This window comes from Rhizobium album (assembly GCF_003122325.1).
GTDB lineage: Bacteria > Pseudomonadota > Alphaproteobacteria > Rhizobiales > Rhizobiaceae > Metarhizobium > Metarhizobium album.
Genome location: NZ_QFBC01000020.1, coordinates 25925 through 51846 on the forward strand (window position 1 = coordinate 25925; position 25922 = coordinate 51846).

Sequence of the window (25922 nt, forward strand, 5' to 3'; positions counted from 1 at the left end):
CGGTCGCCATCTCGATCAGTCCTCACCCGCTATTAAGGTTTTGCTGATGCAATGCCTTCATGGCAAAGTCTCCGAGGACACCCCGCTCTAAACCGCTTCTACGAGAAACAGACGCGCCGCTCCGGGGGCGCGCTCGTCGACCACGCGACCCACGGCAGCCACAGCTTCCTCTCGATCCTATGCCGGCGCGCATAGAGCCTTGCCTGGCACTCCTTGTCGATCGGCCGCCGGCCGGTCCGGATTGGGCATTCGAAATCAAATGGGACGGTTACCGCCTGGCGGTGCATGTCGAGCTTGAAGGCGTGCGAATAATCACCCGCGGCGGGCACGACTGGACGCACCGCTTCCCGACGATTGCCGAGGCGGCGAAGGCGTTCGGCACCACCATCATTCTCGACGGCGAAGCGGTCGTTCTTGACGAACAGGGCCGGCCAGATTTTGGCGCGCTGCAGAAAGCCTTGGGTGGCCGCGGCGGAAAGCGCAGCGCAAGTGAAGCAATCTTCTATGCCTTCGACATCCTGTATTTCGATGGGCACGACCTGACACGCATGGATCTTGACGAGCGGCGGCAGATCCTTGAGGGGCTGATCGATGCCGATGGCACAATCCGCCTTTCGGAGGAGATTGACGGCAACGGCGAAGACCTTCTTGCCGGCGCCTGCGAGCTCGGCCTTGAAGGTATTATCGCCAAGCGCCGCGGGGCACCGTATACGCCCGGCCGCAATGGAGATTGGCGCAAGATCAAATGCGTCCAGAGTGAAAGCTTCATGGTCGTGGGCTACGAGCCGTCCAAGACCGCCCGCGGCGGTATCGGCAGCCTCCTGCTTGCGGCGCGCCGTGGTCACGATTGGGTCTATGTCGGCAACGTCGGGACCGGCTTCAAAGAGCGGGATGCGCTCTATCTCCGCAAGACCCTCGACAAGCTCAAAACCAAACGCCCGCCAGTCGTGGCAGAGGGCAAGGGCATTGTCTTCGCCCAGCCGACGCTCATCGCTGAGATTGAGTTTCGGGGCTGGACTGGCGACCAGAAGCTAAGGCATGCTTCCTATAAAGGCCTGCGGGAGGTGCAGGACAATGCGGCGGTGTTCGAACTCGAATAGCGTTCATATCGCAGGGAGGGCATGCGATGGAGATTTTTGCGTACACGCTTACTGTCAAGGGCAAGCAGCCAATCAAGGGCATCGGCCCGATGGAAGACCTTCAATCACTTATCGCGCAGATGGAATTGCCAAGTACAGCGCCGCCAGACTGGATCACTGCCAATCCGACAATTACCGGCCTGGATGGATCGAAAATCTACATCCACGACGAAGGCGGGAAAGACGAATGGCGGCTTAGGTGGGTGCCGTTCGCCTGAAATGATCTATCGAAAGACAACAAGCGACAGGATCAATAAAACCGTGCCCGCCATTCCTATAGCCTTGGCGATTGCCTAGGCGCAAGCTAGATTCCTGTTGTCTCAGGAGGGGCGAAATTGAAAACGGCGCTGTTCGGGGTTCTGGCATTCTTTTCGGCAATCGGCGCCGGCCATGCCGACGACTTCACACCGTTTCGCTTGATGGCAAATGAGCCTAAAGCAATCATGCTGGATGGGCCGATCGATGAACGGAGTGCCCTGGCTTTCAAGAGGGTGATGAGAGCCGCGCCAGAGGCAACCGTACTTCTCCTCAACAGCCCCGGCGGATCGGTGCATATGGCGCTGTTAATCGCCGACGATGTCCACGCCCGGGGAATGGCAACAATCGTACCGCAGGCCGGATCATGTGACAGCGCCTGCGCGTTCGTGTTCCTCGCCGGCAACATCCGCTATGTGATCGGCCGCCTTGGGGTGCATCAGATTTATGGCATCGACAGCGTGAGCGATGCCCAAACAAGCCTTTCGGACATTATCGAAACTCTGAACAGCTACGGGGTACGATCCGGCGTCATCACCACGATGCTGCGCACCCCGCCGGAAGCCATGCACTACTTCACCAAGGAAGAGTTGATGAAGTGGAATATCGCAACGCATTGGATCGATGAGACCGAAGCCGCGAGCCCGCCGGACACGTCCGACAGTGCGGCCGCCGATCCTGACCCCGAGCAACTTGAGGCATTTCGCTCCCTTGCCGAAGTCGGGCCGGTCCCATTTTCGCGGGAGGAAGCATTACGCTCAAAGCGGGCAACTGAATTGATGGTAGCTGCTGCCGGCGGCGCCGCGGATCTCAAAAGCCTGGGCACGAATGCTTATGCAGATTTTGTCCGCTTCAACGGGAATTTGCTGCCTCGTGGCGCGGTCATCTTTGCACGATCCAACAGGGTTTCGTCGTGGTCGAGCCGGAACGCCCAAATCATTGATGGCACCGTCGTTGACGTCTGCACCGCCGGGGTTTGTATGGTGTCCGCTATGGTGGAAACACGCGGTAAAGAACCGGGCAGCGGCAAAGAACTCAGGATGGTCGAGCGCGTGACAATGCGGTTTTCCAGTGAAGAAGATAGCAAAGTCGTCGAAGAGACCGTGGACGCCATGCCATAGACCGGTGCCTTGTCTGTTAGCAGCCGGCTCGGGGTGTTCATTCCACCATTTGGTCAGCTTCCTTTTCGTACGCCGCTATGGCTCCAATCACCCAGTCCATATAGGCCCTTACCTGCCCAGAGTAATTGGTGATGGTCGGCCAGTAATCAATCGGTCGGTTCTTTAAGTCCATCGCCCCGTACTCTGCCAGCCGATCATTCAGCGATTTGCTTATCGCGTTCGACGTGATTTTTTCTGGAGCCTCTATTTCAGTCTCGACCCATTCAAAAGATCTATCTGATACAGCATGATGAAGTGCTTCAAGCTGGGCGATAAATACGAGCTTATCAACACCGACGTCTTCATGGTCGCCTGCTCTTATCCTGCTCCCGTTGTAGATTAGGTCAGCCCTTTGACGTTCCTTTGATGCCAGCGCCAAGGCCCGTTTCGCCAAAGCGCGTTCACGTCGCAACGAAAGCTTCATCAAGTCGCGGTGACGTCTTCCGGCGTCCGTGTTCTCCTTTGCCAAGAAGATAACCGTGGGAATAGCTGCGGCAACCGCCGCCCACCCGCCCAGCGCGGAAACCCATTCGCGAAGCCTAGTCTCAAGCTCGGAACTTTTCCCGTTCCAATCTACGACCGTGGCGGCCACTCCCAACCCCAAGAAGACCGCCAGCAGCGAACCTGCCAGCAGCCCCCAGAGAAACCAAAACCCCCGACCGTTCGGTTTCACGACCTCTCTCCCGATAACAACTAGCTGCTCTTTTGTAATCGAACGCCCGGCCCTCCGTCGATCAATTCGCCATCGCCGAGAAAAATGACGCCAGCCGAGCTTAAGGCGGAAGCTAGAGCGTTAATGGTTGTGGCGTGCCCGACAAGCTCCCCCTCCATCGCTTCAAGCCTTTTGATAGTCGGCACCGAGACGCCGCTACGCTCTGCCAAGTCAGACTGTGACCAGCGAAGGAGTGCCCGAGCGGATCGGACATGAGACGCATCCATAAAATTATCCCTTTGGTGTCAAATAATCCTTTTGGGATTGCATTGTGATCTATTATGGATTAAATAATCACTAAAGGATCAAATCAGCAACAGGAAATTGCAAATGCCGAACTCTATCGTTCCGGCCAACGCCGAAGGCATGCCTAAATTTGACCGGGCAGCAATCATGCGCACTGCCTGGGAGATTGCCCGTAAGCGCTTCCCGAACATGAAGACCGCTGCTGACCGCCGCTTTGCCCTTTCCCTCGCCCTCAAGTCCGCGTGGATGACGGCCAAGTACGAAGCACAGCAGGCGGCGAAGACTGTCCACCAGCGCGCCGCCGCCCGCGTCGAGGAAATGAAGCTGGAGTTGATGCGCCTCGACGCTACGCCTTTCAAGATCCGCCTCGACGGCGATAAGCGGGCCGCTCTCGCCAGCCGCATCGACGCCATGACGAAGGAACTGGCCGCTATCCCGGCCTGAGCCAAAATCCCCCATTGGGGGAAGCGTACATCATCAAAACATGGAGAAACGACCATGCCGAAATCTATTCCGGCAATCGGCGAAGCTATGCCGACAATCGATCGCCGCACGCTCTTGCAGGGGCTTATCGTCGCCGCCGTCACGCCAGCCGAAGCCGGCGCTGCACTTCATGACCCGCTCCTTGATGTGATCCAGGCATATCGTGCCGGCCTGATCGAATTCGACCGGCTCGCCGACAATTCCCCAGACGACAGCCGCTGGAAAGAGCTTGGTGCCGCCACCTATGAGCCATGGCAAGCCATTCTCGACAACTGGGACCAGCCAGCGAGAACCCGCGAAGGCGCTGTGGAGGCTTTGCGCGCCTCGCTCGCCGCGGAGGATGGCGTGTACGGCTGCAAAGCTGCGGAACGAATGGTCCGGGCCGCGCTCGGCTATCTGGAGAACCTGCCGGCGTAACGGCTGGTCATCTGAAAAATCCAAAATGTGAGGAAACCATAATGCCGAACAAAGCTGTTCAGGCCGCTGGCGAAGCCATGCCTAAAACCTCAATGCCGCAGATGACCGAAGCCTTCGCCCGCGAACGCATTGGCATTCTCGGCCATGAAATCTCACAATTGCTGGACTTGGTGCCCGGCGCCTCCATGGTCGGCATATCTCCGGCCGGAAAACGAGACAGCAAAGAGAAAGTGCTTGTCGGCTTTGCTGCGAACGAAGAGTTCTTTCAAGAACCCGTCATTGAACACCCATGGACCGCTGTCCATCGGCTCACGCGTGAACTCTCCGTAGCTCTCACAAAGTGCAATGATGGTTCTTGGGTAGCGCATGTCTTACCGGCCGGCGGTGGCAACAATGAACTGCAGATGCGCAAGCTTCCCCGGCTCCGCGGCACCGGCATGCCGGAAATCGCGCTGGATCGTGTCGAGCGCCTGACTTGGGAGCTTTCGACGGCTTTGACCGAATACGCGGACGGCACCTTCCAGGCGATGGTTCTGCCGTCATCGGTCGGCGGCCATACTGTGATGCTCGCCAAGATTTCAGCTTGGAATGGGAGGGCTTCGCGATGACCGCCAGCACCATGGAAACCGGACGTCGTCGCTTCCTTCTCGGCCTCGCCGCGGCCGCGACGGCAGCCGCCGTCCCGTCGACTGCAGCAGCCACGGTCGAAGAGAATCCAAAGCTTATCGCCTTGGCTGCCGCCCTGCCCGCGATTGCCGACACGTATCATGCTGCCGAATCTGCCTATATGGAGCGGTGGCGCTACTGGAGAAAGGCAACTCCGCTCGCACCGGACGCCGTCGCAAAGCGAGGCACAGGCTGCCCCAGAACGACGGTGCAGCCTGGCAGAACGGAAATGTATGTCCAAGGCGGCTATCTCTACCGGCAGGGGGAAGAGTTTCCCTACCGCATCTTTAAGACTGCCATTGAGATACGGTGCGAAATCCAGAGCGTGCGCTGGAAAAAGCAGCGCGCCAAGAAGGCCGGCGCCATTGCTGACTTCCTCGCAGCCGAAGAAGAACTTGTCCAACTCGAAACCGATGCCGCCGACGCGCTCGCATACGAGAAGACGTTCAAGGAAGTCGAAGCGGCTGCCGAAGAGGAAATGGAGCGCCTTCACCGACCGAAGGAAGCCGCCCTCTACGCCCTGCATGGTCAAGTAGCCGCTATCATGGCCGAAGAAGACCGGACCATGGAAGGCCTCATCGTCAAAGCCGAGGCATTGGCGCAGTGGGATCGGGTGGGACGCCCGGACAACCTCATCGCTGCAGTCGAGGGCGATTGGCACGGCTCAATTGCTGCATCGATCCTCCGCCATGCGAAAGGCGGTGTCATATGAACGCCCGAGCGAAAATCCTTCAGTTCCGCCGCGCCGAACTGGAAGCCCGCATTGAGGAAATGATTGCCCTTCTCGATACCCTTGACGGCGATCCGGATCTAGAAGACGGCGCCGACGATGAGCCAAACCTCGGCAGTCATCCCAAATACCGCAACGGCCGGCTGGAATACGATCTGGAAGGTGACACGGCCGACGAAGAGCCTTCGCTCGGCTGGAGTGAACACCTCAACCAAGCCGCGGCCTCGCGCCTGTCCGGCTTCATCTTTGGCCCTGATCTTGAACAGGACGTCGGCCGGCTGCCGGGAGGATGTGGGCTATGAGCAAAACCAAAATCGAAGACGCCTTAGGTGAAGCTATGAGCTTTGCCACGGCGATCCGCCTGGCCGCTTCTGCGATGGAGGCAGAGGCTAACACCGCCCATACCTGCGCTCTCCAGCTTCTCGCCGAACAGGTGAGCGCCCGCATATCCGACGCGCTCGCTCTGATCGACGATTTGCAGGATGTGCAGGAGGAGCCGAAATGCGCAGGCGGTCGAGGAGCGCGCAGGCGATGACAGCGAACCCCATCCTGCGGGCCATAGCCTCGCACAGGGAAGCAATACAGGCGGACGAAGCGTCCTATGACGATGACGGCTGCGCCCTGTCGAAGGAACTGGCAGACCGCACCGGAGCGGCTGAATCCGCCGCGTTCCAAGCGCTCGCCATAGAGCCGTGCCGGTCGCACGCTGATGTTCAGGCCAAGGTCCATTACCTACTGACCGGCAGCGTGGGCGTGCCTACCCCGCTTATCGAGTGCTTCGGCTTCGATGAGTATGGCGGGGACGCGGTGATCTATCGGTTTGTCGCCTCCCTCCTACTCCCTGATCGGGAGTAGCCGCCATGGTCGACGAATTGTCCGAAGCTATCGACCTTAGCCACAGCGCTCTCAGTCTCCTGCTGACTGCCGAGGCGGCTTGCGAGGTGTTCAACACTGGCACTGGCGCCGAACACGCGGTGAAGCTCGCTGCAGCCATCGGCGGCACGATCCGCCAGGCACGCGAACTCATCGAAGCCAATCACGAAACCATAGAACTCATGCAGATCCGTAATGAGCGCCACAGCAAAGGAACATCGAAATGACTGGCCGTCTTATCTTCGTGGGCGAAATCAAGGAGCCCGTCGCCAACTCTGTCCACCACGCCGACGCGCTGTCCTTCATGCGCCGGCTCCAGCCGATCGGCAGCGGTATCGACTACTGGGCCGTCGCCGATAGCGGCAAGTACCAACTCGACTATCAGATGGGCCAGCGCCTGGGGCATGAATATCTTGAGTTTGTCGGCAACCATCCGACCCTGGGCAATTCCAACCTTCTCGGCTGGATCGTGAACGACATGTCGCGCACTCTGGACCACAAAGGCAAGATTGATGCATCCGCGCTCGGCTTCCTCCGCATCGTCAACGATTATGCGATGGCCGCTGCTGCCATCCTCGCGATGCCGAGCACCCACGATGCAGCCGAATAGCGCTTACCCCGGCATCTTCACGTTCTCGGCCGGCGTCTTAGCCGGCGGTGTATATCCCGCAATGCAGATCTTGCCGGGCGTCGGCGCCACTATGATGGGCTGGACTGATCTGCTGATAATCGTCACACCGACAACTCACTTGCCGTCGCTGTTGTTATCGGCCTTCTGTGGTATGTCGAAGGCGGGAGACCGAAATGATCAGGGGCGGGTGCCCTCAAATCTGAGGACACCTTCGATGCAAAAGCACCCGCCTGCTAAGGAATGCTAAGGTTGATGCTGCAATTTCGTCGGGCTGTCCAATACCACGGGCCTGTCGAGCTTCGTGGATGATGCCGATATCGACGGCGGAAACCGCTTCCACTCCGGAAGTGGTTTTTCGCTGTTTGGCCGTTGCCGGCTTAAGGTTCCCGTTTAGAACCTCAACCTCGTCGACAACTCCCGCCAATGGCGGATGTTGGTCGGCCGAAGGTCTTCTGGAAATCGTCTTGCGAGTAGCTGTGACGCCGAAAGGGCAAATTTGCCTATTCGGGATGAGACGACAAACTCCGTCGCCTCTCAAATGCTCAAGGTGGCTGAGCGCTCAACCAAGCCCGCAGAATACTCACAAAATATCGCGCGTAATGCGCAATCGGTCGCCGTTTATCAAATCGATATCCTTGTCGAGCTTCATCTGAAACAACGCGTCCACGATATCAGCCACGGTGAAGCCGGCGGCGGACAACGGGATGCTGATGTCTAGCAGGCTAATCGAAGTTTCGCGGTTCGCCTTTAGCAGCCGAAGTTCGTTCAAGACAGCGATACGTGTGTCTTCAACGCGGCTCATAGTGGATTGATGGCCGCATTCTGTGCGGTGCTAGAACAAGCGCTATTTACTTCTTTCGTCCGCTGCTCTTTTTCCCGTCTCCGCCTTTGCTGCTGGACTGATATTGATAAGCCCTGAATGGCATACTGCGGCAGTTGCGACTGGGTTGCCATAATGGCCGAGACGTAAGTTCTCCGCAAAACTTCCATCATGACGAAACCGGTTGAATAGAGCCACGAAACCGTGCCAACAAAACTGCGGACGCCTCCCGATCCTCAGCCTGTAAAGGCTCCATGTGGGCTGTGACGTACCCCGCCCTTTTCAGCATCTCTCCGAGCATCCGGGTATCGCATGGCTTGTAATGTAGGTGATGAACGTTGGAAGACATTCCGTCCTCCTTTCGTTGGGGCGAAAGCGCTTAGCGCTCTCAATCGAAGGCGCCCTAAAGATGTGCCATCGAGAAGACTACGATGCGCCTATTGTCAAAGGAAAGCAAACAGTCAATTGAGGTCATTCAATGACGCAGCCGTTATCAGATTCACTTGCATTGGCCGTTCAATAAGGCGACGCCAGATCCAATGTTTCCGGTTAGAACATGTTTGAATCTTAACCCCGACGTCCCAACGGGAGTCGGGGAAGACGTCGTCTAATCACCACTCTCAGCCCGTTACGCAAAACGCTGACAGCAGGAGAGAGACGCGTCTGCGTTGCGGGCGATAGACTAAAGCGCGAACCGCCAGCCACGGGAAGCATGCTGGGCGGACCGTGCAGGGGATGCTAGCGGTTCGCAGCACACAAACCCCAGCGCGCGATCAAAGTTGCATAAAAATCTACATCGCTTCGCTATCCTCGAAACAATCATCCCGTTGCGTCGTTTGGGGGAAGGAGAACGCGCTATGGCAAGATATTACTTCGATATTGTAAACGGCGACGGCGATTATCGAGACGAAGAAGGAGTTGATCTCCCTGATAACAGCGCTGCCAAAGACGAACTCGCGAGAACGCTCGGAAGCGTCGTACGAGAGGCGTTGATTAAAGAACGAAAGGGACGCATCGTCATTGCCGTGCGTAACGACAGCGGTTTATCGAAGATTAGAGGTACGCTCGATTTCGCGATAGAGACTGATCGATCCTAACCGTCCGGCTATCGCGATTCAGATTGGAAATGCAGGTACAGCGGGTCGAACTCTGCCAACGTTTCTAGGGCTTGCAAGTCAGGAATTTGAACTCGGCCGTCTTTCCAGATCAGTAGCCCGTCGCTTCGAAGGATTTGCAGTGTCTTGTTAACATGCACGGTCGAGACGCCCATGACATCCGCCAGAATAGCTTGCGTTATGGGAAAACGAAAAGTCTGCCCCTCGATCAAATCAACCGCTCGGTACCGATAAAACATTTCGCAGATCAGATGAGCCATATGGCCTTTGATCTCCCGGCGACCCATCGCAGTAATCCATTCGCGATGGATGGAGCCATCGATCAGCGTTAACAACCAAAACATTCTCGTCAGGTGCGGGTTTTCTTCTGTGACCGCCTGCAGCCGTCTATGTGGCGCAGCTAATGTGTGGCAGTCGGTTAACGCGATGACGCCATGATCCATTTGCTTTAGGATAAATGCATGAAGATCGACAAAGTCGCCTCCAATATGCAGAACCGTTATCTGACGCTTGCCGTCTTCTAGAAGGCGATACCTTGCAGCCAAGCCCTCTAAGAGGAGCGTACTGTTAACCGGCCTAGAGCCTTGGACGACAATATCTTCGCCGGCGCGGAACCGGTTCTCGTGCTGAAACAGGTCTCGAACTGCGTCCTCATCCGGCGCGGTGAGCGCGTCTCTCGTACGCAGATTAGATATGAGCGACTCAATCATTGCTGCCCCCTTGTGTCCACGCCGACTATGCGCTGTAACCGGCGGCAAAGCCAACTCAATGATTGGGCACGGCTATTCGAGATGATAATCGGCAGGCGGGCAAACGAACTTTGAAAAACAATCAAAAAATATCAAACTAGCCCGAGCCGAGGTTGTTAACTTTTGTTAAGGTCCGAACTAGAAACTGTTCACTTTTTGAGAACGGCTAGATGCTCACCGAAATTCAGATCGAAGACGTCGGAACCTACCGGCCGCTAAACATGTGGCAGCTTGAACGCGTCATGCGGATACGCGGGCCGAACCGTCATCTCGCCATTCTGGCGGTCGGCCTGGGCATGTCACTCAAGCAGTTCAAGAAACTCCCTCTTGACAAGCAGGACGAGGTTCAGCGCGCCTATAGCCGATTGGTGGCGACGGTGAATATGCCGTGAAGGGCAGCTTCAAGATGTGAACAAATGTGAGCAAACTTGCTCATATCTATCTCGGTGGCACGACGGGCGTCCCTCAGATGCGGGCGCAACGCGCACCTTGTCTTGATTCGGAGCGTCACCGTGGTGAAAAAACTGGGTAACAGCCGCCGGATAAGGACCGGAATTTTGTTGTTCTGTTACCCCATTCGTTACCCCGAAGAGCAACGGCGTCAAATGGTTGGCCGCTAAGTGCTTGAATAGAATGGTGCCCCCGGCAGGATTCGAACCCGCGACCCCCTGATTACAAATCAGGTGCTCTACCAACTGAGCTACAAGGGCATTGCTGACGTCCAGTTAGCAGATTCTCGCTTCGTGTAAAGCCAAAACTGGAAAGATGGCGTAACTGTTTGTTTTTCGCACCGTATCCGCGTCGGCTTCCTTCGCGAAACGTCTTGTCGCAAAAGCGGTTTATCGATACCAAGGAGCGCTCGTCAAAGGACCGGTTCATGGCTCGATCGCCCTATCTGCTTTCTTTCCTGGCCTCGACGGCCGATGGCGCCCAGGCGGCCTGCGACGAATTGATTCGCATCTATGGCGATGTTGATCCCGCTGAGGCGGATGTCATCGTCGCACTCGGCGGCGACGGCTTCATGCTGCAGACGTTGCACGGCACGATGAATTCCGGCAAGCTGGTTTACGGCATGAACCGCGGTTCCGTCGGGTTTCTCATGAACGACTACAGCACGGCCAATCTGCACGAGAGAATTTCAAAAGCAGTGGCGAACGAGATCAATCCGCTGCGCATGACTGCGACCCATCTGGACGGCTCGCAATCGGTGGCACTGGCGATCAACGAGGTGGCGCTGTTTCGGCAGTCGCACCAGGCGGCGAAACTCAAGGTCGACATAGACGGCAAGACCAAGCTGGCGGAATTGATCTGCGATGGCGTCATGGTGGCGACGCCGGCAGGGTCGACCGCCTACAACCTGTCCGCCCACGGCCCGATCCTGCCGCTCGACGCGCCGCTTCTCGCGCTGACCCCCGTCAGCCCCTTCCGCCCGCGCAGCTGGCGCGGCGCGCTTTTGCCGAACAAGGTCACGGTCGATATCCACGTGCTGGAGCACGACAAGCGGCCGGTGAATGCCGTCGCCGACTATACCGAGGCGAAGACCGTCATCCATGTGCGGATCGCCCGGACCGACGATACGACGGCGCGCATCCTGTCCGATCCCGATCGCTCCTGGTCGGACCGTATTCTTGCAGAACAGTTTCCGACATGACGAAGGGATTTTTGGTGAGAACAACGGCAAGAGAACCGAAACGGTGGCGCGCGCTCATCTGTGCCGCGCTGCTTCTGGGTGCCGGCACGGTCGCTGCGGAAGACATCGACACCTTGCCCGCCACCGTGACCTTTGTCGTCAGCACCGGATACTGGGAGGATGCCGGGGAAACCGGGGCGGCTGGAGACGCGTCGGCCAAGCGCCAAGGTTATTACAAGCTCGTCTCCGTGCGCCAGCCGGATCGCACCGCCAAGGTCTACCTGCAGCAGCTGACGCTTGGCGCATCCGGCCCGCAGGTGGTCTCGAGCGTCGAGATCGAACAACTCACCGTGCTGAAACCCTACGTTACCGACATCCGGCCGGAAAGCTCGGCGGGGCCGACAAGCCAGCCCGGTCTCTTCGCCACCGTCTACCTGAAAACCGACCCGCAGGCACGGGAAGCCGAAGGCTGGACGGTGCTGATCGATGATCTCGGCGAGATGACCGTCGAGCGCGCAACGAACTGACGGGGTAAGCGGACGGCGACAGGTATGCCCGCGGTCTCCTCGCACAGGCCCGCAAATCCGCCTGCCGGCGAAAACAGATGTCGGAAGCCGCTTACATCGGCGCGGTGTCGGAAGCCTTCACGTCGATGTCGAACTGCATGAGCTGGACATTGCCGCGCGGATCCTCGACGCGCACCACCGTCCTGTCGGTCCCGGAATAACCGGCATTGGAGCGATAGATCACCGCCTCCACGCGCACCCGCAAGGCCGGGCATTCGCTGAGCGCGCCGGGTTTTGACAGCCCCTTCTTCACCTCGACGCTGCCGTTCGACGGCTGGGTGACGACGGAGACTTTTAGCGGCGAGGGTTTGCAACCCGCTTCGGCGGCGCCCAGAAGTGCCAGCCGCCTGTCCATGCCGCTGAGGGCGCGCAGGCTTTTCTTCGACACCGCTTCCGCCATCACGGCTGAGGGCGATACCGCCAGAAGGGTCGCTGCCATCACGATGCGGCCGAACATCACTGTCTCCATGCGATGGTTTGCTGGTGTCACTGCGCCGAAAACAGCGCGGATGCCATCATCGAAGCGATCGTAACCGTCGAACCGGCGATGGCGATCACCGTCCATATCTTCCTGCGCCGGGTGCGCGCGCCTGACCAGTCGTAGCCCATGTTGCAAGAATACCATGCGGTCCGGGTGGCGCAACCCCGTAAACGACAACAACCGCCGAAGCAGGTCCGGCGGCCGTTCTCATGTTTTTTCGACCGGTTTTCTCAGTCGAGATCGCCGACAACGGCGTCGGCCTTGCCGCTGATACGATGGGCGAGCGCTGCTTCCATGAAGGGGCTGACGTCGCCATCCAGAACATCGCCGGGCGCGGTGCTCTCGACGCCGGTGCGCAGGTCCTTGACCAGCTGATACGGCTGCAGCACGTAGGAGCGGATCTGATGACCCCAGCCGATATCGGTCTTCGAGGCCGCTTCGGCATTGGCCGCGTCTTCACGCTTCTTCAGTTCCGCCTCGTAGAGACGGGCACGCAGCATGTCCCAGGCCTTGGCCCGGTTCTTGTGCTGCGAACGCTCCTGCTGGCACTGCACGACGATACCAGTCGGGATGTGCGTGATGCGCACGGCCGAATCGGTGGTATTGACGTGCTGGCCGCCGGCGCCCGACGAACGGTAGGTATCGATGCGGCAATCGCTCTCGTTGACGTCGATGTTGATCGAGTCGTCGACGACCGGATAGACCCAGATCGACGAGAACGAGGTGTGGCGCCGCGCGTTGCTGTCATAGGGCGAGATGCGCACCAGGCGGTGCACGCCCGATTCCGTCTTGAGCCAGCCATAGGCATTGTGACCCTTGACGAGGATCGTCGCCGACTTGATGCCCGCTTCTTCGCCATCGTGCACTTCCAGCACTTCCACCTTGAAGCGCTGCTTTTCCGCCCAGCGACTGTACATGCGCAGGAGCATGTTGGCCCAGTCCTGGCTTTCCGTGCCGCCGGCACCGGAATGCACTTCGAGATAGGTGTCGTTGCCGTCGGCCTCGCCGGACAACATGGCCTCGACCTGCAGCCGGCCGGATTCGGCCTTCAGCGCCTTCAGGACGTCCTCGGCTTCGGTGACGATCGACTGATCGCCCTCTTCCTCGCCCATGGCGATCAGCTCAATATTGTCCTGGAGCTGCTGCTCCAGACGCTTGACGCCGCCGATGCTCTCATCCAGCTGCTGGCGCTCGCGCATCAGTTTCTGCGCCTCGGTGGCGTCGTTCCAGAGGGTCGGGTCCTCTGCCTTGTTGTTCAACCAGTCCAGTCGCCTTATCGCCTGGTCCCAGTCAAAGATGCCTCCTCAGCAGGCTTATGGCCTGCTTGATTTCGTCGACAACGTTTTCGATTTCCGCACGCATGATGCTGACTTCGCTACCTCTGTGAAAAAAGTTTGCCCGTGAATAGTGTCGAAGGCCCGGGATGTAAAGACCCGGTGCCTGCGCTTTGTCCCGTCCGTCGCGAGTTTAGAACAGGCCGCCGCTGCCCGACGTCACGGCCTGGTTGGCCTGCGGCGAGGTGCGCAGGATCTCTTCCGGATCCATCGTGCCCTCCATGCCGATCACCGAGAAGCTGTCGGCCGGGCCGGTGCCGGGCTTGAAGGCTTCCATGATGGTGTCCGGATCGCCTTCGAAGGCCTGCATGCCGGTCTTGCGGTTGACGGCGATCAGCGTCATGCCTTCCGGCAGGATGAACTTCGTCACCGGCGTGTCCTTCACCGCCATCTGCATGAACTCGTTGAAGATCGGCGCGGAAAGCGAACCGCCGGTCGCACCGCGGCCGAGCGGCGCCGGACTGTCGAGGCCGATATAAAGACCGGCGACGAGATCGGCGGTGTAACCGACGAACCAGGCGTCCTTCTCGTCGTTGGTCGTGCCGGTCTTGCCGGCGACCGGACGGTCGAGCTTGATCTTGCCGGCCGCCGTGCCGCGGGTCACGACACCTTCCATCATCGAGGTGATCTGATAGGCGGTCATCGGATCGAGAACCTGCTCGCGGTTGTCCACCACGGTCGGTTCCTCCTGATTTTCCCAGGAGCCGGCATTGCAACCTTCGCAGACCCGCTCCTCGTGACGGAATATCGTCTTGCCGTAGCGATCCTGGATGCGGTCGATCAGCGACGGCTTGATCTGCTTGCCGCCGTTCGCCAGCACCGAATAGGCCGAAACCATGCGCAGTACGGTGGTTTCGCCGGAACCGAGCGACATCGACAGAAGCGGCGCCATCTTGTCGTAGATGCCGAAGCGTTCGGCATATTCGGCGACGAGGTTCATGCCCATGTCGTTGGCGAGACGCACCGTCATCAGGTTGCGCGACTTCTCGATGCCGAGGCGCAACGTCGACGGGCCGGCCGAACCGCCGCCGTAATTTTCCGGGCGCCAGACGGTCCCGCCCGAGACGATCTCGATCGGCGCGTCCATGATCACCGAGGCCGGCGTGTAGCCGTTGTCGAGAGCGGCGGCATAAACGAAGGGCTTGAAGGATGAACCGGGCTGCCGCTTGGCCTGCGTCGCGCGGTTGAATTCCGACTGCGCATAAGAAAACCCGCCGACCATGGCGAGAACGCGGCCCGTATGCGGGTCCATGGCGACGAGTGCGCCCTGCACCTTCGGCGGCTGGCGCAGGCGGAAGGTTTCCGTCGTCGCCGCATCGCCGATCGGCTCGACATAAACGACGTCACCCGGGGAGAAAACACCCTCGGGACTCTTTGCCGTCTTGCGATCGCCCTTCGACGAACGATAGGCCCACTGCATGTTTTCGGCTTCGATCCGCGCCACCCGGCGCTCGGCCTTCACCTTGCCGTTCGCCTCTGTGCCGGGCTGCAGGCCGATCTCGGCGCTTTTCCTGTCGACGGAAATGACGACGGCGAGACGCCATTCCGGCACGTCGCTGAGGCCGGGAACCTTCGCCAGCTCCTCGCCCCAATCCTTGGTCATGTCGATGGTGGCGACGGGACCGTGAAATCCGCGGCGTTCGTCGTAGCCGATCAGGCCGTCCTGCAGCGCCTTGCGCGCATAGGCCTGGATGACCGGATCAAGCGACGTGCGAACGGACAGGCCACCTTCATAAAGAGCATTGTCGCCGTAGCGCTCGATGATCTGACGGCGTACCTCCTCGGCAAAGAACTCGGAAGCGGCCAGATAGGAACCGCCGCGGCGCAGGGTTACTCCCAGCGGCTGGTTCTTGGCGTCGGCCCCGTCGCTCTGGCTGACGTAACCGTTCTCCACCATGCGGTCGATGACCCAATTGCGGCGCTCGAGAGCCGCTTCGGCATGGCGGAACGGATGATAGTTGGACGGCCCTTTCGGCAGCGAGGCAAGATAGGCAGCCTCGGCGATCGTCAATTCCGTTACCGACTTGTCGAAATAGGTCAGCGCGGCGCCGGCAATGCCGTAGGAATTCATGCCGAAGAAGATTTCGTTGAGATAAAGCTCGAGAATCTTGTCCTTGCTGTAGGCCTGTTCGATACGGAAGGAAAGGATCGCCTCCTTGATCTTGCGGTCGAAGGTCTGGTCGGCCGTCAGCAGGAAGTTCTTGGCCACCTGCTGCGTGATCGTCGATGCGCCGACCGGACGGCGGCCGGAACCCATGTTCTGGATGTTGACAACGATGGCGCGGGCCAAGCCGGAGAGATCGACGCCTGGATGATTGTAGAAATTCTTGTCTTCCGCCGAAAGGAAGGCCGCCTTCACGCGGTCGGGTATCGCCTGGATCGGCAGGAACAGGCGGCGCTCGCGGGCATATTCCGCCATCAGCGCACCGTTGCCGGCGTGGACGCGTGTGGTGACGGGCGGCGCGTAGCTGTTCAGCACGGCATAGTCGGGCAGGTCCTTTGAAACGCCAGTGAGGTAGACGGCCACGACAGCCGCCACGCCGAAGAACATGACGCAGGCAATGCCGAACAAATATCCAATCAGTCTGATCATAGTCTGAGCTACCGGTCTCCAGGACTGGAAAACGCCATGAACGCTCCATCCTCCGCCAATCTTCGCGCGTGCCAAAGCACAATCGCATATTCGGTCGCGTTTTGCACGAGACATCCCCGTTTGCAAGACAAGTCTCTCAAAGAGAGATGCGAGTCGAGCGGGGTTTACAATGGGTTAGGTCTAAAGGCGTGAATGTGCGCAAAATAGGGCTCAAATCGGCATTTCTGTCCACCGTGACCGTATCGCAACGCTTCGGCCCCGCTTCATCCGCCGCCGGAAACGGTTCTTTCGCGATAGCGCCGTACCGCGGCCGTCAGCAGGTCGGCGACTTTTTCCCGCCATTTTTCATCCACCAGCAGCTTTTCGTCTTCGAGATTGGAGAGAAAACCGAGTTCCAGCAGAATCGAGGGCATATCCGGCGCCTGCAGCACCCGGAAGCCGGCATAACGGTGCGGATTGTTGATGAGCGACACCTGACCCTCGAAAGAAGAGACCACGGCGCGCGCCATGGCGATGGAAAAGGCCTGTGTCTCGCGACGGGTCAGGTCGAGAAGAATGTCGGCAACGGCGGCCGGTTCGCTGCTCAGTGCCACGCCGGCGATTTCATCGGACAGGTTTTCGCGCTTGGCGAGATCGGCTGCCAGGCTGTCCGAAGCGGTATCGGAGATGGTGTAGACGGTGGCGCCGCGGATATTGCGCTGGCGCAGCGTGTCGGCATGCAGCGAAATCAGCAGGTTGGCGTGGCGCCCGCGTGCGATCTGCACCCGTTCGGACAGCGAAAGGAATTTGTCCTTGTCGCGTGTCAGGAACGCCTCGATGCCCGGCTCGCGATTGAGGCGTTCGACGAAAGTCCGGGCAAATGACAGCGTGACGGTTTTCTCCTCGATCTTCGAATCGCTGCCGACGGCCCCCGCGTCGATCCCGCCGTGGCCGGCATCGACGGCGATGACGAAGCGGCTGTCCGGCGCTCCATCCTCGGACAAGGCGGCGCTCGCCGTTTCAGCCGTTGCGAGCGTGTCCTGCCAATCCTGCGCCTGCAGCAATTTGCCGAACCCGTCTTCCGTCACGGTCTCGGCATCGAGCACCAGCCGGTAACCCTTGCCTCCTTCGTCGGCCTGCACCTCCGCCATGGCAAGCCGCACCGGCCGGCTGGCCGTGAGAACGATGCGCGCACTGTGTTCGTCCATGGCGCCGTAGCGGATATCGGTGAACAGGCCGCGCGGCGCCAGGTCGTCGGCGGCAAAGCCGAACGCCGTGCGCGGCAGGTCGACGATCACCCGCACCGGATCGGCGACATAATGGACGGAGACCTTCAGCTCGCGATCGAAATCGATGACGATGCGCGTGCGGGCATTGTCGCCGGCGATGCGTGCGCCATATGCAAGCAGTGGTTCGGATGGCTCGGCCGCAGCGGCGGCGGGAAAAGAAGCGAGGACGAAAAAGAGCAATGACAGAAAAAATGACGATTGTTGCGTGCCAAATCTGCCGATACGCCCCGAGCCCGCCATGCCCTGCCCTTCGCTGCTGAAAATCGTCCGCATTGTTGCCGATGCTATCCGTTACGTCCGGCGCCAACCGGCCTAGCCATGAAAAGTGTCGGAAATTGGCCTTACCCTCCTGTGCCATTCCGGCACGGATTTATCCACCGCCGCTCGCGAGCGAATCCATCAATATGATGGCAAACTTGGGTTTTCCCTTGCTATTGTGACAGATAAAACATAAAACGCAGGTGAAGGTTTAAGGTGTTAACGGGATAGAATCGCCGAAGGAGCAGCCAGCCGTAAGTGGACCTGGCGCTGGAAACGGTGGCTTCATCCGCCGTCAACGCACCTCGACCTGAAACTGGATCTAGGCCGGCGGTGGCCGGAAGCAATTACTCGGTGGCGTGCCACCGTTGCTCTTCGAGCAAATTCATCGGACCCGATTACGGGTTCAAGTTATCGTCGTTCTCGTTTGGTCATTGATGTCGTTGCAGCAGTTTTCGTCAGAAATGAACAGGCCCGGGGGAAGCAAATCCTCCGAGAGTGTCTGGCTGCTGCCCTCGGAACCGACCGTTACGCGAATCATCATTTCCGGCGCACTGGCCGCTTTGCATATTCAATTCGCCTCCAGGCGCGATTGGTCTGCTCGCTCGCACCTGCGCCGAGGAGCACTATCTACATGGCAGACAAAATGCTTATCGATGCGTCTCACGAAGAGGAGACGCGCGTCGTTGTCGTACGCGGCAACCGCATAGAAGAATTCGATTTCGAATCGCAGCACAAGAAGCAGATCCGCGGCAATATCTATCTGGCGAAAGTCACCCGCGTCGAACCTTCGCTGCAGGCGGCCTTCGTCGATTACGGCGGCAATCGCCACGGCTTCCTGGCCTTTGCGGAAATCCATCCCGATTATTACCAGATTCCCCTCGCCGACCGGCAGGCGCTGCTGCGCGCCGAGGCAGAGGAGCATCGCAAGGACGACGACATCGAGCATGTCGAGACGGCGCTGGATCTCGCCAGGGAAGACCAGCCGGATATCGGCATCGTCGCCGCCGAAGAGCCGGATTCCTCCGAGCAGCCCGCTTCCTCCGAAGAAGTAGCCGCCGAGGCGGCCCCGGCGGAAGCCGAAGCGGCGGTTGCCGTCGAAGAGGAGGTCAAGCCGAAGGCCAAGCCGCGCCGCAGCCGCGCCAAGCGCAAGACGGAAGAGCCGGCAGCGGACGTTGCCGCTGAGGCCGCACCCGAGGCGGTCGAAAGCGTCGAAGCCCCTGCCGAAGGCGAGGACGACGACGGCAAGCCCGGCGAAATGGCTGCGATGGTCGAGTCCGACTCGATTTCGGAAGATGCCCGCGGCCGCCGTCACAATGACGACGACGATGATGACGACGACGATGGCGACGGCGAGAAGGAAGTCATCGAGTCGGTCGGCGCCGAAGATGCGATGGAAGAGGTTCCCGATCGCATCGTCCGCAAGCCGCGCAAGCAGTACCGCATCCAGGAAGTCATCAAGCGTCGACAGATCCTGCTGGTGCAGGTCGCCAAGGAAGAGCGCGGCAACAAGGGTGCGGCGCTGACCACCTACCTGTCGCTTGCCGGCCGCTATTCGGTGCTGATGCCGAACACGGCGCGCGGCGGCGGGATTTCCCGCAAGATCACCCAGCCGCAGGACCGCAAGCGCCTGAAGGAAGTGGCCCGGTCGCTGGAAGTGCCGCTGGGCATGGGCGTCATCCTGCGCACCGCCGGCGCCAACCGCACCAAGGTCGAGATCAAGCGCGACTTCGAATATCTGATGCGCCTGTGGGAAAACGTCCGGACGCTGACGCTGAACTCGATCGCGCCGTGCCTCGTCTACGAGGAAGGCTCGCTGATCAAGCGTTCGATCCGCGACCTCTACAACAAGGATATCGGCGAGATCATCGTTGCCGGCGAGGAAGGCTATCGTGAAGCGAAAGACTTCATGAAGATGCTGATGCCGAGCCACGCCAAGGTGGTCCAGCCCTACCGCGACCTGCACCCGATCTTCTCGCGCTCCGGCATCGAGGCGCAGCTCGACCGTATGCTGCAGCCGCAGGTGACGCTGAAGTCCGGCGGCTACATCATCATCAACCAGACGGAAGCGCTGGTTGCCATCGACGTCAACTCCGGCCGTTCGACGCGCGAACACTCGATCGAGGATACGGCGCTGCAGACCAACCTGGAGGCGGCCGAGGAAGTCGCCCGCCAGTTGCGCCTGCGCGACCTGGCCGGCCTGATCGTCATCGACTTCATCGACATGGAGGAGAAGCGCAACAACCGCTCCGTCGAGAAGAAGCTCAAGGATTGCCTGAAGAACGACCGCGCCCGCATCCAGGTCGGCCGCATCTCGCATTTCGGTCTTCTGGAAATGTCGCGCCAGCGTATCCGTGCTTCGGTGCTGGAATCGACGACGCAGGTCTGCCCGCATTGCGCCGGCACCGGCCACGTCCGTTCGCAGTCCTCCGTCGCCCTGCACGTGCTGCGCGGCATCGAGGAGTACCTGCTGAAGAACACGACGCACGACATCACCGTGCGCACCACGCCGGAAACGGCGCTGTACCTGCTCAACCACAAGCGCGGCACCATCGTCGATTACGAAAACCGCTTCGGCGTTTCGATCATCATCGAATCCGACGGCGCCGTCGGTGCGCAGCACTTCAATATCGAACGCGGCGAGCCGGTTGAAAACCCCGTCAGGATCGAGAGCCTGCTGCAGTTCGCGCCCGAACCGGATGACGACGACGATGATATCGTCATCGAGCAGGACGAAGACGAAGACGAAGACATCGTCGAGAAGGCGGAAGCCGCCGAGCAGCCGCAGGCATCGAATGGCGACGACCAGAACGGTCGCAAGCGCAAGCGCCGCCGCCGCCGCCGCGGCAACAAGGGCAATGCGGCCGGTGGCGACGAACAGGCCGTCCGTTCGGAATCCTTTGCCGCAGGCGAGGCCGATGACGAGGATGGCGACGAAGACGAAGAAGAAGGCGATACCGGCGCCGAACAGGATGCGGCAGCCGACGCCTCCGACGACAACGGCAAGCGCAAGCGCCGCCGTCGCGGCAAGCGTGGCGGACGCCGCAGCCGCAGCGAAGACGGCGTGGAAGGTGCAGGCGCCAACGCCGATGATGGCGAAGGAGACGAATCCGACCTTGACGAAGCCGCCCGGCAGGAACCTGTCGTAACCGCCGAACTGGTCGAAAACGTCGCGGAAGAGGTGGTGGAAGCCCAGGCCGCGATGGCAGCGGTCGAGACCGCTCCCGTCGTGGCGGAAGAGCCGAAAGGCGCCAAGCCGCGCCGCAGCCGCAAGAAGGCCGCGCCGTCCCCTGTCGAGGAGCCGGTCATCGAAGCGGTATCGGTCGATGTCGAGGAAGTGGAAACGCTTGCCGGCAATGCCGCCGACCTCGCAGACGAGACGGAACAGGCCGGGGAACCCGTTGCACCGCAGCCCGCCGAAACCGGAGAGGCAGACAAGCCGGGGCGTGCCAACAGGGAGTCCAACGTTTCCTCTTCGGCACCGGTGGTCACCTCCAACAAGACAACCGACGGCAACGGCGACGATGATCCGTCGAAGCCGAAAAAAGCCGGATGGTGGCAGCGCCGCGGCTTCTTCTGAGAAACGCGACCCATACGCATGAAAAGTCGGCCCCGTGGCCGACTTTTTTTGTTTCCGGACAGGCTGTGCCGCCGGAAACAGCGCCAACTTCAAAAACTTGCGATATAAATGTCGTTGGGTGAGATCGGCTCATCCAAGACGACATGAGGAGAACACGCATGCGCAAGTTTATCATCGCCATGGCTGTTGCGGCCACGGCGGTCACCGGAGCCGCTGTCCCGTCCTATGCCGCAGGTCTTTCCCTGAGCTTGGATGCCGGTCAGCGATACGATCGGCAGATCGGCGTGCAGGAGGTCCAATACTACAACGGGTACCATCGCAAGAAGCGTTGCTGGTGGAAGAAGGTTCGCCGTTATGATTCCTACGGCAACCGTTATTGGGAACGTGTCCGCGTCTGCCGCCACTAATTCCCGCCCCTGCTGAATCCCAGGGAAGCCCGTCATGTTCAGATCGGGCTTCCTTCCTTGCCAATACGCATGCCGCTCGCTGCCGGATCGCCTGATCCGGACCCGTTCGGCATGCGATTTCGGTGTCCGCTCCCCTCGGCGCCTGAGATTTGCCGCATTGCTCCGATCATCACAATGCAGCGACCGGTGGGCTTGAAGCCTATTTTTATGTTTTCCGGAAAAGGCAGGCATCGTAAGCTGCACAAGCATTGATGCCGGCCGAGCACCGGTATATCCGACAAAGCCGCAGCCGATATTTTTTGAGGAACTCCATGGCCTTTCATATCAAGACCCTTGCCGCAACCGCCCTGATGGCCATGCCCTTCGCGCTGGCATCCGTCGTTCCCGCCTATGCCCTGGACGACAAGCAGAAGGAAGAGATCGGCGCCTTCATCAAGGAATACCTCGTCGCCAATCCCGAGATCATGCTCGATGTCCAGGACGCGCTGAAGAAGAAGCAGGAAGATGCCCAGGCAAAGATGGCCGAGCAGGCCGTCACCGAAAACAAGGCGGCGATCTTCACCTCCGCCGACGACATCTCGCTCGGCAATCCGAATGGCGACGTCACCATCGTCGAGTTCTTCGATTACAATTGCGGCTACTGCAAGCACGCCCTCGCCGACATGGACACGATCCTCGCCAAGGACACCAATGTGCGCTTCGTGCTGAAGGAATTCCCGATCCTCGGACCGGATTCGCTTGCCGCGCACAGGGTTTCGGCGGCCTTCCGCCAGATCGCTCCGGAAAAATACGGCGAATTCCATCGCGCCCTGCTCGGCGGCGAAGGCCGCGCCAATGAAGACAAGGCGATCGACGTCGCCACGTCGCTCGGCGTCAGCGAAGATGCGCTGCGCAAGGCGATGGCCGACAAGCCGAACGATGACTCCGTCAAGCAGGCCTACAAGCTGGCGACGGCGCTGGGTGTCAGCGGCACGCCGTCCTATGTTGTCGGCAGCGAGGCCGTTTATGGCGCCATCGGCGCGGACGCGCTGGAAGCGAAGATCGGCAATGTCAGAAGCTGCGGCAAGGCCACATGCTAAGGCTTTGCATCCTGCAGGGCGGCATGAATTGCGCCTGATCGGTGGAGACACGTGGACCCGGGCGTCAAAGGGCTTTCCCTTGGACGCCCGGCAGTCTATAGCTGCGCCTTGAATTTTAAGCGTAGCGGCCTCTTCAGTGGTGCGCTGGCGACATTGGACAGCGCTTGGCGCTTTGAAACATAACGCAAGAACAAGAATACAGGGCATAGATCCATGGCTGAAAAGAAAACGGGTATCGACAAGTCGTTGATCCGCGAACTCGCGAACATCCTCAACGAAACCGACCTCACGGAAATCGAAGTCGAACAGGAAGATATGCGCATCCGGGTGTCGCGTGAGCGCGCTCCGCAATACATTCAGGCGCCGGTACCGGTGGCCCAGCCAGCTTTTGCGGCAACGATTCCGGCGACCGCCTCTGTTGCCGCAACGCCGACGACCACCCGTGACCCGGCAAACGTCGTGACCGCGCCGATGGTCGGCACCTGCTACATGGCGCCTGCCCCGGGTGCCCGCCCCTTCATAGAAGTCGGCGCGACGGTCAAGGAAGGCCAGACGCTGCTGATCATCGAAGCGATGAAGACCATGAACCAGATCCCCTCGCCGCGTTCCGGCGTCGTCAAGGAAATCCTCGTGGATGATGGCCGACCCGTTGAATACGGCGAAGCGATGATCGTCCTCGAATAAGGCTGGACCGCATGATTTCGAAGATCCTCATAGCCAATCGCGGGGAAATCGCCCTTCGCGTGCTGCGCGCCTGCAAGGAGCTCGGCATCGCCACGGTGGCGGTTCATTCCACCGCAGATGCCGATGCGATGCATGTGCGTCTCGCCGACGAGAGCGTGTGCATCGGCCCGCCGCCTTCCCGCGAAAGCTATCTGAACATTCACCAGATCGTCGCCGCCTGCGAGATCACCGGCGCGGACGCCGTTCATCCGGGCTATGGCTTTCTTTCGGAAAATGCCAAGTTTGCCGATATCCTCGAGGCGCACGGCATCACCTTCATCGGCCCGACGGCGGACCATATCCGCATCATGGGCGACAAGATCACTGCCAAGAAGACGGCCGAGTCGCTCGGCATCCCGGTCGTTCCGGGCTCCGACGGCGAAGTGAAGCCGGAAAATGCCATCGAGGTTGCCCGCAAGATCGGCTTCCCCGTGCTGATCAAGGCAACCGCCGGCGGCGGCGGACGCGGCATGAAGGTCGCCAAGACCGAGGCCGATCTCGAAGAGGCCGTCTCGACCGCGCGTGCGGAAGCGCTGGCCGCTTTCGGCAACGACGCCGTCTACATGGAAAAGTACCTCGGCAAGCCGCGCCACATCGAAGTGCAGGTGGTCGGTGACGGCGAAGGCAACGCCATCCATCTCGGCGAACGCGATTGCTCGCTGCAGCGCCGCCACCAGAAGGTCTGGGAAGAGGCCAACTCTCCCGCCCTCAACGTCGAGCAGCGCATGGCGATCGGCAAGGTCTGCGCCGACGCGATGAAGAAGCTGAAATATCGCGGCGCCGGCACCATCGAGTTCCTCTATGAAAACGGCGAGTTCTATTTCATCGAAATGAACACCCGCCTGCAGGTGGAGCATCCGATCACCGAAGCCATCACCGGCATCGACCTGGTGCATGAGCAGATCCGTGTCGCTTCAGGCGGCGGTCTGTCGGTCACCCAGGACGACATCACCTTCCACGGCCATGCCATCGAATGCCGCATCAATGCCGAGGATCCGCGCACCTTCGTGCCCTCGCCCGGCACGATCACGCATTTTCATGCGCCCGGCGGTCTGGGTGTACGCGTCGATTCCGGCGCCTATCAGGGCTACCGTATCCCGCCATACTATGACAGCCTGATCGGCAAGCTCATCGTCCACGGCCGCACCCGCGTCGAATGCATGATGCGCCTGCGCCGCGTGCTCGACGAGTTCGTCATCGATGGCATCAAGACCACCCTGCCCCTGTTCCAGGACCTGATTTCCAACCAGGATATCGCCAATGGCGATTACGATATCCACTGGCTGGAAAACTACCTGGCAAACACCTCCGCCTGAGGCGCATGGCGACGAAGCGCGGCAGATATTCGACGATCACGCCGGAGATCCTGCTGCGCGCCTATTCCATCGGGCTCTTCCCGATGGCCGAATCGGCGGACGACCCGGAGATCTTCTGGGTCGAGCCGGAGGTGCGGGGCGTCATCCCGCTCGACGCCTTCCATGTTTCCCGCAGCCTTGCCAAGGAACTGCGGCGCACGGCCTACGACATCCGTTTCGACACGGCTTTCGACCGGGTCATCGAAGCCTGCGCCGAATCGACGGGTGACAGGCCGACGACCTGGATCAACAGCACCATCCGCTCCCTGTACACGACACTGCACCGCTACGGCCATGCCCACTCCGTCGAGGCCTGGGATGGGGAAACGCTGGTTGGCGGGCTTTACGGCGTCTCTCTGGGCGCCGCCTTCTTCGGGGAGAGCATGTTCTCCCGGCGCACCAACGCGTCGAAAATGTGCCTCGTCCGGCTGGTCGAGCGCCTGAGGCAGAAGGGTTTCCTGCTGCTCGACACCCAGTTCACCACCGATCATCTGAAGACATTCGGCGCCATCGATGTCCCGAAAGAGGACTATGGCCGGATGCTTGAGAAGGCGATGGATTCCCCGCACCTGGAATTCTGAGCGCCGCAGCCGCGCAGCTTACTGTCGCCACGATTGCTGCCGATGCTCGGCTATTGTTGACGGACGGACCT

Annotated in this window: 30 protein-coding genes and 1 tRNA gene; 22 read left to right on the forward strand and 9 right to left on the reverse strand. The window is 60.0% G+C overall.

The annotated features are described in order from the left end of the window. Positions 1 to 59 precede the first annotated feature (59 nt). From ligD to DEM27_RS28725, 3 genes are all read left to right on the forward strand, one after another. Entirely contained in the window at positions 60 to 1100 is a 1041-nt protein-coding gene (gene ligD, locus DEM27_RS28715) for a non-homologous end-joining DNA ligase (RefSeq protein ID WP_109461686.1), read from the forward strand. A gap of 26 nt (positions 1101 to 1126) precedes the next feature. Then, on the forward strand, positions 1127 to 1357 hold the full coding sequence (locus DEM27_RS28720) for an adaptor complexes medium subunit family protein (protein WP_109461687.1): 231 nt from the start codon (positions 1127 to 1129) through the stop codon (positions 1355 to 1357). A 117-nt stretch (positions 1358 to 1474) separates the two neighbouring features. Further along, positions 1475 to 2515, forward strand: coding sequence for a COG3904 family protein (locus DEM27_RS28725; protein ID WP_109461688.1), 1041 nt, complete (start codon positions 1475 to 1477; stop codon positions 2513 to 2515). A gap of 37 nt (positions 2516 to 2552) precedes the next feature. On the opposite strand, the gene DEM27_RS28730 is transcribed toward DEM27_RS28725, so the two are convergent. Both DEM27_RS28730 and DEM27_RS28735 read right to left on the reverse strand, forming a co-directional pair. Beyond that, positions 2553 to 3227 (reverse strand): hypothetical protein, encoded by a 675-nt coding sequence (locus DEM27_RS28730; protein WP_109461689.1) that lies wholly within the window; start codon positions 3225 to 3227, stop codon positions 2553 to 2555. Positions 3228 to 3247: 20 nt separating this feature from the next. Next, entirely contained in the window at positions 3248 to 3493 is a 246-nt protein-coding gene (locus DEM27_RS28735) for a helix-turn-helix domain-containing protein (protein ID WP_109461690.1), read from the reverse strand. 103 nt (positions 3494 to 3596) lie between these two features. Between DEM27_RS28735 and DEM27_RS28740 the strand changes: the two genes are divergently transcribed. From DEM27_RS28740 to DEM27_RS28780, 9 genes are read left to right on the forward strand one after another with little or no spacing between them, the layout of a single operon-like run. After that, a complete protein-coding gene (locus tag DEM27_RS28740; protein WP_109461691.1) occupies positions 3597 to 3956 on the forward strand; it encodes a hypothetical protein in 360 nt (119 codons plus the stop codon). Positions 3957 to 4010: 54 nt separating this feature from the next. Then, entirely contained in the window at positions 4011 to 4412 is a 402-nt protein-coding gene (locus DEM27_RS28745; RefSeq protein ID WP_109461692.1) for a hypothetical protein, read from the forward strand. Between the two features lie 41 nt (positions 4413 to 4453). After that, positions 4454 to 5020, forward strand: coding sequence for a hypothetical protein (locus DEM27_RS28750; protein ID WP_109461693.1), 567 nt, complete (start codon positions 4454 to 4456; stop codon positions 5018 to 5020). Continuing rightward, a complete protein-coding gene (locus tag DEM27_RS28755) occupies positions 5017 to 5790 on the forward strand; it encodes a hypothetical protein (RefSeq protein ID WP_109461694.1) in 774 nt (257 codons plus the stop codon). Before DEM27_RS28750 ends, DEM27_RS28755 begins: the two co-directional genes overlap by 4 nt. Beyond that, the gene (locus DEM27_RS28760; RefSeq protein WP_109461695.1) at positions 5787 to 6110 is read left to right on the forward strand and encodes a hypothetical protein; all 324 of its coding nucleotides are present in this window, start codon (positions 5787 to 5789) and stop codon (positions 6108 to 6110) included. The genes DEM27_RS28755 and DEM27_RS28760 overlap by 4 nt, the downstream gene beginning before the upstream one ends. Further along, on the forward strand, positions 6107 to 6343 hold the full coding sequence (locus tag DEM27_RS28765) for a hypothetical protein (protein WP_109461696.1): 237 nt from the start codon (positions 6107 to 6109) through the stop codon (positions 6341 to 6343). The genes DEM27_RS28760 and DEM27_RS28765 overlap by 4 nt, the downstream gene beginning before the upstream one ends. Continuing rightward, the gene (locus DEM27_RS28770; protein WP_128755590.1) at positions 6340 to 6663 is read left to right on the forward strand and encodes a hypothetical protein; all 324 of its coding nucleotides are present in this window, start codon (positions 6340 to 6342) and stop codon (positions 6661 to 6663) included. The genes DEM27_RS28765 and DEM27_RS28770 overlap by 4 nt, the downstream gene beginning before the upstream one ends. A 5-nt stretch (positions 6664 to 6668) precedes the next feature. Then, positions 6669 to 6908, forward strand: a complete 240-nt coding sequence (locus DEM27_RS28775) for a hypothetical protein (protein ID WP_109461698.1) — start codon at positions 6669 to 6671, stop codon at positions 6906 to 6908. Continuing rightward, positions 6905 to 7291 (forward strand): hypothetical protein, encoded by a 387-nt coding sequence (locus tag DEM27_RS28780; RefSeq protein ID WP_109461699.1) that lies wholly within the window; start codon positions 6905 to 6907, stop codon positions 7289 to 7291. The genes DEM27_RS28775 and DEM27_RS28780 overlap by 4 nt, the downstream gene beginning before the upstream one ends. Before the next feature lie 601 nt (positions 7292 to 7892). Here DEM27_RS28780 and DEM27_RS28790 read toward each other — a convergent pair. Further along, positions 7893 to 8114, reverse strand: coding sequence for a hypothetical protein (locus tag DEM27_RS28790; RefSeq protein WP_128755591.1), 222 nt, complete (start codon positions 8112 to 8114; stop codon positions 7893 to 7895). 875 nt (positions 8115 to 8989) lie between these two features. On the opposite strand from DEM27_RS28790, the gene DEM27_RS28795 reads away from it, so the two are divergent. Beyond that, positions 8990 to 9229 (forward strand): DUF6894 family protein, encoded by a 240-nt coding sequence (locus DEM27_RS28795; protein WP_109461702.1) that lies wholly within the window; start codon positions 8990 to 8992, stop codon positions 9227 to 9229. Positions 9230 to 9237: 8 nt separating this feature from the next. On the opposite strand, the gene DEM27_RS28800 is transcribed toward DEM27_RS28795, so the two are convergent. Next, positions 9238 to 9957: a Crp/Fnr family transcriptional regulator gene (locus tag DEM27_RS28800; protein WP_109461703.1), complete on the reverse strand. Its 720-nt coding sequence runs from the start codon at positions 9955 to 9957 to the stop codon at positions 9238 to 9240. Between the two features lie 209 nt (positions 9958 to 10166). On the opposite strand from DEM27_RS28800, the gene DEM27_RS28805 reads away from it, so the two are divergent. Continuing rightward, positions 10167 to 10388 carry a hypothetical protein gene (locus DEM27_RS28805; protein WP_109461704.1) on the forward strand — a complete coding sequence of 74 codons (222 nt, stop codon included), beginning with the start codon at positions 10167 to 10169 and terminating at the stop codon, positions 10386 to 10388. 242 nt (positions 10389 to 10630) lie between these two features. Here the strand turns inward: DEM27_RS28805 and DEM27_RS28810 are convergent. Beyond that, positions 10631 to 10706: transfer RNA gene (locus DEM27_RS28810), tRNA-Thr, on the reverse strand. Between the two features lie 167 nt (positions 10707 to 10873). On the opposite strand from DEM27_RS28810, the gene DEM27_RS28815 reads away from it, so the two are divergent. Both DEM27_RS28815 and DEM27_RS28820 read left to right on the forward strand, forming a co-directional pair. Beyond that, a complete protein-coding gene (locus DEM27_RS28815; protein ID WP_109461794.1) occupies positions 10874 to 11647 on the forward strand; it encodes an NAD kinase in 774 nt (257 codons plus the stop codon). Continuing rightward, positions 11644 to 12153 carry a hypothetical protein gene (locus DEM27_RS28820; RefSeq protein ID WP_245446200.1) on the forward strand — a complete coding sequence of 170 codons (510 nt, stop codon included), beginning with the start codon at positions 11644 to 11646 and terminating at the stop codon, positions 12151 to 12153. The genes DEM27_RS28815 and DEM27_RS28820 overlap by 4 nt, the downstream gene beginning before the upstream one ends. A 91-nt stretch (positions 12154 to 12244) precedes the next feature. Here DEM27_RS28820 and DEM27_RS28825 read toward each other — a convergent pair whose 3' ends face one another. The 4 genes from DEM27_RS28825 to DEM27_RS28840 all read right to left on the reverse strand — a co-directional run bounded on the left by DEM27_RS28825 (position 12245) and on the right by DEM27_RS28840 (position 18108). Further along, the gene (locus DEM27_RS28825; RefSeq protein WP_109461705.1) at positions 12245 to 12757 is read right to left on the reverse strand and encodes an Ig-like domain-containing protein; all 513 of its coding nucleotides are present in this window, start codon (positions 12755 to 12757) and stop codon (positions 12245 to 12247) included. A 146-nt stretch (positions 12758 to 12903) separates the two neighbouring features. Next, positions 12904 to 14035, reverse strand: a protein-coding gene (gene prfB, locus DEM27_RS28830) for a peptide chain release factor 2 (protein WP_109461706.1) whose coding sequence is annotated in 2 segments (ribosomal slippage) — positions 12904 to 13965 and positions 13967 to 14035 — 1131 coding nt in all. Because the reading frame shifts where the segments join, the coding sequence is not laid out codon by codon here. A 105-nt stretch (positions 14036 to 14140) separates the two neighbouring features. Beyond that, complete coding sequence (locus tag DEM27_RS28835; protein WP_109461707.1) at positions 14141 to 16600, reverse strand: penicillin-binding protein 1A; 2460 nt, start codon at positions 16598 to 16600, stop codon at positions 14141 to 14143. Positions 16601 to 16863: 263 nt separating this feature from the next. After that, positions 16864 to 18108 carry an N-acetylmuramoyl-L-alanine amidase gene (locus DEM27_RS28840; RefSeq protein WP_109461796.1) on the reverse strand — a complete coding sequence of 415 codons (1245 nt, stop codon included), beginning with the start codon at positions 18106 to 18108 and terminating at the stop codon, positions 16864 to 16866. Positions 18109 to 18760: 652 nt separating this feature from the next. On the opposite strand from DEM27_RS28840, the gene DEM27_RS28845 reads away from it, so the two are divergent. The 6 genes from DEM27_RS28845 (at position 18761) to aat (ending at position 25851) form a co-directional block, all read left to right on the forward strand. Continuing rightward, entirely contained in the window at positions 18761 to 21706 is a 2946-nt protein-coding gene (locus DEM27_RS28845) for an Rne/Rng family ribonuclease (protein ID WP_109461708.1), read from the forward strand. 158 nt (positions 21707 to 21864) lie between these two features. Beyond that, positions 21865 to 22113, forward strand: coding sequence for a hypothetical protein (locus tag DEM27_RS28850; RefSeq protein ID WP_109461709.1), 249 nt, complete (start codon positions 21865 to 21867; stop codon positions 22111 to 22113). A gap of 311 nt (positions 22114 to 22424) precedes the next feature. Beyond that, positions 22425 to 23192 carry a DsbA family protein gene (locus tag DEM27_RS28855; RefSeq protein WP_109461710.1) on the forward strand — a complete coding sequence of 256 codons (768 nt, stop codon included), beginning with the start codon at positions 22425 to 22427 and terminating at the stop codon, positions 23190 to 23192. Positions 23193 to 23405: 213 nt separating this feature from the next. After that, on the forward strand, positions 23406 to 23876 hold the full coding sequence (gene accB / locus DEM27_RS28860) for an acetyl-CoA carboxylase biotin carboxyl carrier protein (RefSeq protein WP_109461711.1): 471 nt from the start codon (positions 23406 to 23408) through the stop codon (positions 23874 to 23876). Positions 23877 to 23887: 11 nt separating this feature from the next. Continuing rightward, positions 23888 to 25231, forward strand: a complete 1344-nt coding sequence (gene accC / locus DEM27_RS28865) for an acetyl-CoA carboxylase biotin carboxylase subunit (protein ID WP_109461712.1) — start codon at positions 23888 to 23890, stop codon at positions 25229 to 25231. A gap of 5 nt (positions 25232 to 25236) precedes the next feature. Further along, positions 25237 to 25851: a leucyl/phenylalanyl-tRNA--protein transferase gene (aat, locus tag DEM27_RS28870; protein ID WP_109461713.1), complete on the forward strand. Its 615-nt coding sequence runs from the start codon at positions 25237 to 25239 to the stop codon at positions 25849 to 25851. Positions 25852 to 25922: the final 71 nt, after the last annotated feature.

What these genes read in the sequence shown, in the direction of transcription:
- DEM27_RS28745 (WP_109461692.1), top strand. Translation starts at nt 4,011, where the DNA reads ATGCCGAAATCTATTCCGGCAATCGGCGAAGCTATGCCGACAATCGAT.
- DEM27_RS28795 (WP_109461702.1), top strand. Translation starts at nt 8,990, where the DNA reads ATGGCAAGATATTACTTCGATATTGTAAACGGCGACGGCGATTATCGA.
- DEM27_RS28740 (WP_109461691.1), top strand. Translation starts at nt 3,597, where the DNA reads ATGCCGAACTCTATCGTTCCGGCCAACGCCGAAGGCATGCCTAAATTT.
- accB (WP_109461711.1), top strand. Translation starts at nt 23,406, where the DNA reads ATGGCTGAAAAGAAAACGGGTATCGACAAGTCGTTGATCCGCGAACTC.
- ligD (WP_109461686.1), top strand. Translation starts at nt 60, where the DNA reads ATGGCAAAGTCTCCGAGGACACCCCGCTCTAAACCGCTTCTACGAGAA.
- DEM27_RS28835 (WP_109461707.1), bottom strand. Translation starts at nt 16,600, where the DNA reads ATGATCAGACTGATTGGATATTTGTTCGGCATTGCCTGCGTCATGTTC.
- DEM27_RS28755 (WP_109461694.1), top strand. Translation starts at nt 5,017, where the DNA reads ATGACCGCCAGCACCATGGAAACCGGACGTCGTCGCTTCCTTCTCGGC.
- DEM27_RS28775 (WP_109461698.1), top strand. Translation starts at nt 6,669, where the DNA reads ATGGTCGACGAATTGTCCGAAGCTATCGACCTTAGCCACAGCGCTCTC.
- DEM27_RS28840 (WP_109461796.1), bottom strand. Translation starts at nt 18,108, where the DNA reads ATGGCGGGCTCGGGGCGTATCGGCAGATTTGGCACGCAACAATCGTCA.
- DEM27_RS28760 (WP_109461695.1), top strand. Translation starts at nt 5,787, where the DNA reads ATGAACGCCCGAGCGAAAATCCTTCAGTTCCGCCGCGCCGAACTGGAA.
- aat (WP_109461713.1), top strand. Translation starts at nt 25,237, where the DNA reads ATGGCGACGAAGCGCGGCAGATATTCGACGATCACGCCGGAGATCCTG.
- DEM27_RS28750 (WP_109461693.1), top strand. Translation starts at nt 4,454, where the DNA reads ATGCCGAACAAAGCTGTTCAGGCCGCTGGCGAAGCCATGCCTAAAACC.
- DEM27_RS28805 (WP_109461704.1), top strand. Translation starts at nt 10,167, where the DNA reads ATGCTCACCGAAATTCAGATCGAAGACGTCGGAACCTACCGGCCGCTA.
- DEM27_RS28765 (WP_109461696.1), top strand. Translation starts at nt 6,107, where the DNA reads ATGAGCAAAACCAAAATCGAAGACGCCTTAGGTGAAGCTATGAGCTTT.
- DEM27_RS28845 (WP_109461708.1), top strand. Translation starts at nt 18,761, where the DNA reads ATGGCAGACAAAATGCTTATCGATGCGTCTCACGAAGAGGAGACGCGC.
- DEM27_RS28850 (WP_109461709.1), top strand. Translation starts at nt 21,865, where the DNA reads ATGCGCAAGTTTATCATCGCCATGGCTGTTGCGGCCACGGCGGTCACC.
- DEM27_RS28800 (WP_109461703.1), bottom strand. Translation starts at nt 9,957, where the DNA reads ATGATTGAGTCGCTCATATCTAATCTGCGTACGAGAGACGCGCTCACC.
- DEM27_RS28815 (WP_109461794.1), top strand. Translation starts at nt 10,874, where the DNA reads ATGGCTCGATCGCCCTATCTGCTTTCTTTCCTGGCCTCGACGGCCGAT.
- DEM27_RS28820 (WP_245446200.1), top strand. Translation starts at nt 11,644, where the DNA reads ATGACGAAGGGATTTTTGGTGAGAACAACGGCAAGAGAACCGAAACGG.
- DEM27_RS28720 (WP_109461687.1), top strand. Translation starts at nt 1,127, where the DNA reads ATGGAGATTTTTGCGTACACGCTTACTGTCAAGGGCAAGCAGCCAATC.
- DEM27_RS28825 (WP_109461705.1), bottom strand. Translation starts at nt 12,757, where the DNA reads ATGGACGGTGATCGCCATCGCCGGTTCGACGGTTACGATCGCTTCGAT.
- DEM27_RS28790 (WP_128755591.1), bottom strand. Translation starts at nt 8,114, where the DNA reads ATGAGCCGCGTTGAAGACACACGTATCGCTGTCTTGAACGAACTTCGG.
- DEM27_RS28780 (WP_109461699.1), top strand. Translation starts at nt 6,905, where the DNA reads ATGACTGGCCGTCTTATCTTCGTGGGCGAAATCAAGGAGCCCGTCGCC.
- DEM27_RS28770 (WP_128755590.1), top strand. Translation starts at nt 6,340, where the DNA reads ATGACAGCGAACCCCATCCTGCGGGCCATAGCCTCGCACAGGGAAGCA.
- DEM27_RS28735 (WP_109461690.1), bottom strand. Translation starts at nt 3,493, where the DNA reads ATGGATGCGTCTCATGTCCGATCCGCTCGGGCACTCCTTCGCTGGTCA.
- DEM27_RS28855 (WP_109461710.1), top strand. Translation starts at nt 22,425, where the DNA reads ATGGCCTTTCATATCAAGACCCTTGCCGCAACCGCCCTGATGGCCATG.
- accC (WP_109461712.1), top strand. Translation starts at nt 23,888, where the DNA reads ATGATTTCGAAGATCCTCATAGCCAATCGCGGGGAAATCGCCCTTCGC.